5 protein-coding genes are annotated in these 9018 nt (G+C 37.7%); 1 reads left to right on the top strand and 4 read right to left on the bottom strand.

The window, feature by feature from the left end:
- The 3 genes from AC1DG9_RS18115 to AC1DG9_RS18105 form a co-directional block, all read right to left on the bottom strand.
- Positions 1 to 2142: SusC/RagA family TonB-linked outer membrane protein (locus AC1DG9_RS18115; protein WP_477634994.1), on the bottom strand; the 2142-nt coding region annotated here is incomplete at its 3' end.
- A 121-nt stretch (positions 2143 to 2263) separates the two neighbouring features.
- On the bottom strand, positions 2264 to 4429 hold the full coding sequence (locus AC1DG9_RS18110; protein WP_172663697.1) for an alpha-galactosidase: 2166 nt from the start codon (positions 4427 to 4429) through the stop codon (positions 2264 to 2266).
- A gap of 20 nt (positions 4430 to 4449) precedes the next feature.
- Positions 4450 to 6510, bottom strand: coding sequence for a glucosidase family protein (locus tag AC1DG9_RS18105; RefSeq protein ID WP_337715055.1), 2061 nt, complete (start codon positions 6508 to 6510; stop codon positions 4450 to 4452).
- A 295-nt stretch (positions 6511 to 6805) separates the two neighbouring features.
- Between AC1DG9_RS18105 and AC1DG9_RS18100 the strand changes: the two genes are divergently transcribed.
- Positions 6806 to 7603: a DUF4350 domain-containing protein gene (locus AC1DG9_RS18100; protein ID WP_337715057.1), complete on the top strand. Its 798-nt coding sequence runs from the start codon at positions 6806 to 6808 to the stop codon at positions 7601 to 7603.
- Here the strand turns inward: AC1DG9_RS18100 and AC1DG9_RS18095 are convergent.
- A partial coding sequence (locus AC1DG9_RS18095; RefSeq protein WP_477634993.1) for a chitobiase/beta-hexosaminidase C-terminal domain-containing protein occupies positions 7578 to 9018 on the bottom strand: 1441 nt, incomplete at its 5' end. The two genes, AC1DG9_RS18100 and AC1DG9_RS18095, sit on opposite strands and share 26 nt — an antisense overlap.

Below are 9018 nucleotides of genomic sequence, written 5' to 3'. Positions count from 1 at the left end.
AGCCTCAATTGATCCTGTAATCCGATTGTTTAAAATACCAAAATCTAAACCGATGTTAGCAGTAGCGGTATTTTCCCACGTTAAATTTGGATTAGGAACGTTAGAAAGGTATAAGCCAGTTGTAGTCTTATCACCAAAATTATAAACTGCTCCAGATAAACTACCCAGGGTTTCATAAGGATCTATGGATGTATTTCCAACAACACCGTAACTAGCTCTCAGTTTTAAATTTGTAAATACCTTTGAGTCCTTCATGAAATTTTCCTGAATGATATTCCATCCCGCAGCAGCAGATGGAAACACTTTATATTTACCTCCGGGAGCAAGTCTCGATGAACCATCCGAGCGCATAGTTAAGGTTAATAAGTATTTATCTTTAAATCCATAGTTAATCCTTCCCATATAAGAAATGATTGACCATTTGGAGTAACTACCGCTACCAACCAGATTCGAGCCCAAAGCCGGGTTGTAATACCAAAGGTTATCGGCCAGAAGGTCATTATTACTAAATGAATTTGATTGATTCTGTGATTGCTGATAACTAAACAATCCGGTAAAATTCAACTTATGATCTTCAGCAATCACCTTATCGTAAGTTAAAATATTCTCTAAGGTATAATTAGAACGGAAGCCTGTTTTATTATTTGACTTAGACAATCCGCCCAAATTATCAGAAGTAGCACTGGCAAAGAAGTTACCGTAAACATCAGATTTCACCTCAGCGCCTGCATTAAACCTGTACTTCAAACCATCAGCTATTGCTGCTTCTAAATAAAGTGTTGTAAAAGTTCCATATCTTTTTCTGTTTTCTACTTTGGCTCCTTCAACAAAGTCTCCAAGTGGATTCCATACCTGATTGGCACTGCCCGGCACAAATCCATATAACTTACCATCGGCATCATATGGCGTAGCCAATGGGCTTGCCCGCAGAACCTGTCCCATTGGATTCGCTCCTTCTCCCTTGGTGGTATTAAATGAATTTAAGGAGTTTAATCCTACCTTAAAATATTTACCCAACTGCTGATCAACGCTCAATTTCACACTATATCGTTCATAAGCTTGTCCGGGATAAATGCCCGTTTCATTAAAATATCCCCCCGAAACGGAATACTGCGTTTTTTCTGTCCCACCTGAAACACCTACCTGATGATTGGTCTTTATTCCATTTTTATATATCAGGTCCTGCCAATCAGTGCTTCGTCCACTTGCAATGCCGTCTAGTTCCTCTGCAGAGAAAATACCACTAGTTAATATTTTTGGATCATCAATTCCGGTAAAAATAGGCTTGTTATTCTTGTCGAAATTACCGTTAACTACAGCCCATCTTTTTAGCATTTCAAACTGCTTACCATCCATCACGTCAATCTTGCCCAAATTCTTAGTTACTCCGGCGTAACCACTGTAAGTTACTACTGGCGCCCCTTCTTTTCCTCTTTTGGTAGTTACCAGAATTACTCCGTTAGCTCCTCTTGACCCATAAATAGCGGTAGATGATGCATCTTTCAACACTTCTACAGACACTACGTCGTCTGGATTTATATCATTAATATTTCCATTATAAGGTATACCATCAACTACAAAAAGCGGGTCATTATCAGCTCCGATTGACCTGGCACCTCTTATCCTGATAACAGGTGCAGTTCCAGGTTTACTATTACCACTTCCCTTCTGGATATCTATACCGGAACCCCTGCCTTGCAGCGCTTGAGATAAATTGGCAACAGGCACCTCTCTTAATGACTTTTCATTAATAGAAACAATGGATCCTGTTATATCCGATTTCTTTTGTGTTCCATAACCTACCACAACAATTTCGCTTAATGTTTTATCTTCGGTTACAAGAGTTACATTAATTGTTGACCGATCAGCAACAGGTATTTCCTGAACTGCAAAACCCACGGAAGAAAATACCAGGGTTCCTGAGCCATTAGGAATTGTGATGGAATAGTTTCCATTTACATCGGTACTGGTGGTTGTTGAAGTACCTTTTAATTTAACACTTACACTAGGTAAGCCGCCGCTGGCATCCGATACTTTTCCTTTAACAATAAATTGCTGGAAGGAGGAAAAGCCATCAAAACTACAGCAGCATAACAGAAGCACCAGAAGGCACCACTGAATAGAAAATGCTCTACTAATCATGGTTTAAGATTGTTTAGGTTTAAATATTTGATTAGTCTAATGAAGAGAAATTTGCCCGCATTTTTGTCTGTTGCGTTAGCATATTCTTCAACCAGATTGTCATTTAGATAAGCCCTGGAAGCTAGTTCATTGCTACAATTTCAAAAACAGAACTGCTTAATGGAGTGATCTTCCCTGGAGAAAGATTTAACCCAACCTTCATCAGATAGTCTCCACTATAAACTTTATCGTTATCCGGATGTGTTGATTTTGTATCTGGCAACAGATTAATCTCCTTAATTTTATATTGTTTTAACGGATCAAGCCCTTCTAAAGTAACTCTTCCCATATACTCTTTACGTCTGAAATTGAGGAGGTAATTAAACAAAACTGCTTTATTTTTATCCTCACTCACATACATCATAACCGCTCTGTTTTCCTCATAAGGTGAAATCAGTCGATACAAATCTCCAAACCAAATTACATTGCTAATGCGTTTATAATTTTTAACCGCTTCATTGCTAAATATAATTTCTGCATCAGTCAAATTTTTCACCCGAATATCGTACCCAAGTTTGCCCATCATTGCAACATCCGTACGAAACTTAAGCGACTGTTTACCCATAGAAGTTACATGGCTTGAAACCGCTACAGATGGAAAAAAGTTAAGATAACCCCATTGAATAAAAATGCGTTCCAGCCCATCAGTATTATCGCTAGGCCAAAATTCTGTAAAATACTTTAATCCACCATAATCAACCCTACCACCTCCACCTGCACAAAGCATAATGGGCAAATGAGGATGTTTTCTTCTTATCCGCTCTAAAATATCATACAAACTTTTGGTATAATCAATAAATAAATTTCCCTGATTCTCTTTAAGATATGGCGAATATGTATTTGTCATCATTCTATTGCAATCCCATTTTATAAAAGCAATACCAGGATTCTTTGAAACCAGGTCATCAACCATATGGAATACAAAATCCTGCACTTTAGGGTTAATCAGATCCAATACCAATTGATTACGGGAATAAGCTTCCTCTCTGTTTGGTAATTTCAAAATCCAGTCAGGATGTTTTTCATACAACTCACTTTTCGGGCTCACCATTTCCGGTTCTATCCAAATTCCAAACTTTAGCCCTTTTGCAGTTGCTTCTTTTGTAAGAAAGCCTAAACCGCCAGGCAATTTTTTCTTATCTACCTGCCAGTCTCCTAATGCAGTTTTATCAGCATCGCGCGGATATTTATTGCCAAACCACCCATCATCCAGTAAAAACAGATCCACACCTAACTTATCTGCCCCATCAAATAACTCAACCAAAATATCCTGGTTAAAATCCATGTGAGTAGCTTCCCAATTATTCAATAATGTTAGTTTCGGCTTGTCTCCATCCAACACACCATACCTTCTTGCCCATCTATGTAAATTTCTGCTGGCCGTCCCCTTGCCTTTATTAGAATAGGTAAATATAAAAGCAGGAGTTTCGAACGTTTTACCAGGCAACAATTTATATTCTGACGCGTAAGGATTCATACCGGTAACCATACGTAATGAATTCTGCTGATCTATTTCAAAAGAGCATTGAAAATTACCCGACCATGCCAATGTCCCGGCAATCAATTCACCGCTGTTTTCGTCTGCAAGTTTATTCAATGAAAGAAAAAATGCCGGAGCACGATACATTTGAGCACGTGTCCCCAGTTTACTATCCAGAATTTTGATACCTGTTGTAAGCGGTGTTTCTTTCATTCTCATTTCGGTCATATAATCCCCATCAAATTGGCTAAGCCAATACTTAGAGGCATCAAAATGAAGCATTGAAGAAGCATAGTTTGTGAGTGTTATGGGTTTCTTCTCATTGTGTTTTATAGTTGTCCATTGCTTAATGATGTCTTCATTTTTATAAGCAGTAAAATGAAGCACTACTTCAATAGCATATTGCGGATCTTTAAGCGTAATTGTGGTAGCCGTTACATTATCATCCTTTTCTGTTTTATCGGTTACGTATTTTAAATCAAGTGATGGGTTTCCATCAGCATGGACAATTCTTATAGCCGGCTCAAACAAATCACCCATTCCAGCTCCTATATAAGCTTCCCTGCGCGTAGATCTTAGCAAACCCTCATCAACTGAACTATTTAGCTTCTGACCCAAATAACTCTGATAAAGTTTATTATTATTACCAACAGTAAAAACAAGCGACGCATTTTTAGTATCTACAATAATCTGTTTTTCGGATTGTCCGAAAGATATTAACCTAAAAGAGACAAGCAGAATACTAAAAAACAGAATGGATTTATTCATGACGGATTAAAAGTTTATAATTATAACTTGATCAATTGAGTTGCACCTACTTTTACTTGATATTTGTTTACCTTACCGGCTTTCTTGACCACAATTGCCAGTTTATCTTTTCCGGCTCTTGATATTTCCAGATCGAATACATTTCCAAAAGAGTGGATATTTCGCAACGCAAACTTGTTCCATGCCTTTGGCATTCTTGGTGCGCAATTAAAGCTATTAAATCCAATAGGTCGTATGCCAAAAAGTCCTTCAGTAAATATTCTACAATACAAACCACTTTCTGCAGACAAATGGCGTTGGTTGCCTTCAGGATATGCCTCCACGGGATATGGAACATGATTGCCAAGTAACCTCCTTCTCGAATAATATTTTATAAAATCCATCGCTTTTTCAGTGTCTCCGGCTTCAAGAACTCCTCTTAATGCGTAAAGTGTAGAACGATCCCAGAAGGTTTCTTTACCGGCCTGTGTGGCTAGTCCATCAGCAGTCCACAAACGTGGAGAAAACAGGGCATCGATCGTTCCCTTTTTTCTATCAAATATTCCTACGGTAAGCGGCAAACATATCCATGCACGTAGCACATCATTCCCTTCGTAATATTTATAGGTCTCGTAACCTTCAACATTCCCACCAAAATACTTTTCAATATTGATTTTCAATGCATCTGCCTGTTTACGATACCCGTCTATTTGTGTCTTCGGCTTGCTCAGTAGCTTCCCTAGTAGCGTTGCAGATCGCAACGCATCATAGTATAAGGTATTTGTGGCCAGATTTGCTTTCCCGGCAGGAAAACGCCCCTCAAGTTCATCTTTATCAGAATTCACCACCCCCTCATTATTCATTTTTCTTCTGCTAAATTCCAGGCACCATTCAATCAAGGGCCACAATACGCGTGCTGAGTCTATGTTTCCATTCGCCAAAGCATAGCGTGATGCGCCATAAGCTATCATTGCCTGGTCCCCTCTATCTCCAGCGCCTTTCCATACCGCATCCCCTTCAGCAACAATAGAACTTGGAATTGGCTTATAATCCGGATTCATATATTTTGCAAACCAACGATAAGAATTCATTGCGGACTGATTGCCAACCCTGTCTCCCAAAAATGCAAAGAATGGGTTAACATATTCTGCCTGATCATTAGCCCATATTGCAGCATAATAAGCCAAACCACCCGGTCCATGCATATAGCCGCCCTTTGTTTTATAAATACTTTCCGTAGCTCTTAGTTTAGCAAACTCAAATGCTGTATTAAGTATATCATCAGGAGTTTCTAGTTTAAGTGGCGCCTGAATCTCAGCGATCCTTTCTACCCTTTTTTGTTCTTCCAGATCAGGATTAATGGCCTCTATATTTTGTGGTGTATCTGTTGCGAGATAATAAACGGCAAAGGTTATTGATTTACCAGCTTTCAAAAGGCGGCTGCCTTCTCCTATTGTACCCATTATTACCGAATGAGATTGTACTTTACTTTTAGAAGGATCTGTTCTTACTTCACGTCTTAAATATTCCATTGAAATGGTTTGGTCTTTATCTGATTTATTAGTAAAAATAAATTTCTCAATAGCCATAGGCCTATCCACAGAAGGAAAAAGCTCTCTTTCTATTTCCGTTAAAACAGGCATACCTGTTTCGGCAGAAACCTTCATAATCCCTTTATGATTTATCTTTTTAATACTATAACCTAATGTGCCAGATTTGCCACTTTTCTCAATAGAAAAATCTAATAACCTGTTGTTTATATAAAACCTTGGCAGTTCATTATCCTGAAAAGAATAAGAAATATGTGTTCTTGTCCCATCAGGCAACATTCTAAAAGTTGGAAATACAACTGTTCTGCTAATCTTCGATTTTCTGTTGCTATCTAAACCATACTCAACCCATAGTGCTACCTTTTCTCCCGCCATCTCAATATGATCAGTATGCGGCAATTCATTTTTAATGGACCAGCTTATACTGCCATTGTCCTCAATGCTCCAACGATCTGCTTGTTTAGGCAACGCGCCCTGTTGAGCATAACTAAATGATTGAATGATACCCATACAAGTTGTGAGCACCATGGTATGAATAAGATTTCTCTTCATGGTTCTTTATTTTCTTAATCCTATTGTAAATTATTCATTCTTGATTGCAAGTGCAATTTGAGTAATACTTAGAGCTAATCTATTGCCACTATTAGCTAAGTAATCAACCGTATTAGCATATTCAGGTACGCAGGGTTTTTCATCTTGAAAAATGTTTATCTTTCCGTGCACCGCATACACATATTCACTTCGCTGGCGAACACTTGCCTGAAAATTGGCAGGAATTTATGAAAGGTTCACCGGAAACCGGAAAAGGGACCGTGGATAAAATATAACAAGAACAAATAATATAAAAATGAGATTAAAGAATTTTGGTTTTAGTTTGATGATACTTTTCAGCTCCGTATCTATTTCAAATGCACAACGGGATAAGGTAGTTACGCTTGATAATTTTTTCAATCATGAAACAAAAAAGAACAAAGATGGAAATGAAATCAGGTTTCATTACACTTGGGAGGACCAAACACTAAATGGCTATTCTATACTTGGAGATATTTTTAAAAAGAATGGATTTCAGATCAAAAATCTTGACAACGGGCCAACACTTAAATCCTTAAAGGGCAACGATGTATATATCATTGTAGATCCGGATAATACTAAGGAAAACCCTAACCCAAATTACATTAACAAAGATCATATAAAAGCAATTACCAAATGGGTAAAAGCCGGAGGAGTACTGGTCTTATTAGCCAACGATAGTGCCAACACTAACCTTACGCAGTTAAATATCCTCGCAGAAAATTTCGGCATTAACTTTTCCAATAAAAGCCGAAACATGGTGAAAGGAAAAAATTATGAAACAGGAACCGTAAATATTCCGTTCGGAAATGAGGTGTTTACTGCCTCCAAAAAATTCTACATAAAAGAACTTTCAATTCTTCAATTGAACCCACCTGCCCAGGCTTTAGTAACAGAACAGAACGATGTTATCATGGCTACTGCAAAATACGGTAAGGGTACTGTTTTTGCCCTTGGCGACCCATGGATTTATAATGAATATGTTGATGGAACCCGCATTCCCTCAACATACGAAAACTACAATGGTGCAGTTGAACTGGTAAAATGGCTTAGTTCAAGAATACCTCATCAATAAATATCCATGCTGGCTCGCCCTTTCCTGGATGCCACTGAGGTAGTTTCTTAAAGTTTTTCCCCACTATCTTTAAACATGAGACACTTCGTGGTTCAAATTTTGCATCTAACTTTACAAGTGCATTCCCTTCATCTTTAAGCGGCATTTGATTTTTTATTACCTTTAATAAGCGAAGACTTTTCTTATCTGCACCACCCCAAATCTCAACCTCCTGTGGAAGTAAAATATATGCAGAGATTTGTCTCATTACATTTAGTGTTACCGATTTTAAAGAAATAGCCTGCTTAAAAAACATGATGGTCTCCATGTTATTTTCTCTAAAACCAATCCATTTACCTGTATTAATATCAAAATCACCCAGCTGATTGTCGACCAATATCTTTGTTCCATCAGACCTGTACTTTTCATTTGGCTGCATTAAAAAAGCAATACTATCAGGCTTATAATTGCTTTGGTAAAAGTTAAAAACTATTGCGTCGCTGCTATACCAACCAGCTTTATATGCTTTTGCTTTTAGCGTAGTGGTTTCCTTAATAACAATTTCTTTATCATATAAAGGTGACTTAAGACTATCAGGTTCTGAACCATCTGTGGTGTACCTGATTTGCACTCCGTTTACAGGGTGTTTTACCTGAAGGGTCAACGAATTTTTAAAAATAGAAATGTCTGTACTCAACCGGGGCTGATTTAATTTAACCGGACTCTTGCCATCATCTTTAAAACCGCCTATTATAGCCAGCTCCTTATTCATTTTCTGTAATTGGCCTATCTCGCCTTCATTTAAACCAGTGTTCCACAAGGTCAGCTCTTTAAGGCTTTTCATACTCACAAGCTGCTTAACAAAGTTAAAATTAACCTTTGTTCCTGATAAGGATAATGCATTTAAATGATTTAAGGATTTTAAGTACTTAAGCCCATCGCCCTTAATATCCGTAAAATTTAAATTTATCTTCCGCAGATTTTCAAACGCCCCTATTGTCTTTAATTCCTCATCTTTAATGGGTAAATTATTCAAATTTAAGGATACAATCTGCTTTTTAACAGGCATCAGTTCTTTTATAGCTTCAGGCTTATAAATACTTCTATTATAAACATTTACTTCTAAGGCTGGCGATATTTTATCGAGCGCGTAAATCACTCTGTAATTGTTATTTAGCTTCTTCACCGTTGCCTCATCWGCTGCTCCAAAATCATAATTTTCTTCGACAGATGTTACAGGCCCMAACAATGACGCGGACAGTACTCTCAAAGAATCGTTTTTTGGCAGATCTAAAACTTTCTTCTTTAAATCAGCATTACCCTTTATCCATAAAGCTAAAATGGCAATTTCCTCACTCGTTAACTGAGATTTACTCTTAGGGGGCATGTGCTTTTTATCATCTGCAGGCAGATGTATTCGTTCCAGCAGCAAACTT

This window comes from Pedobacter sp. 05L430 (genome assembly GCF_056397585.1).
This window is presented reverse-complemented; position numbering and strand designations above follow the sequence as displayed.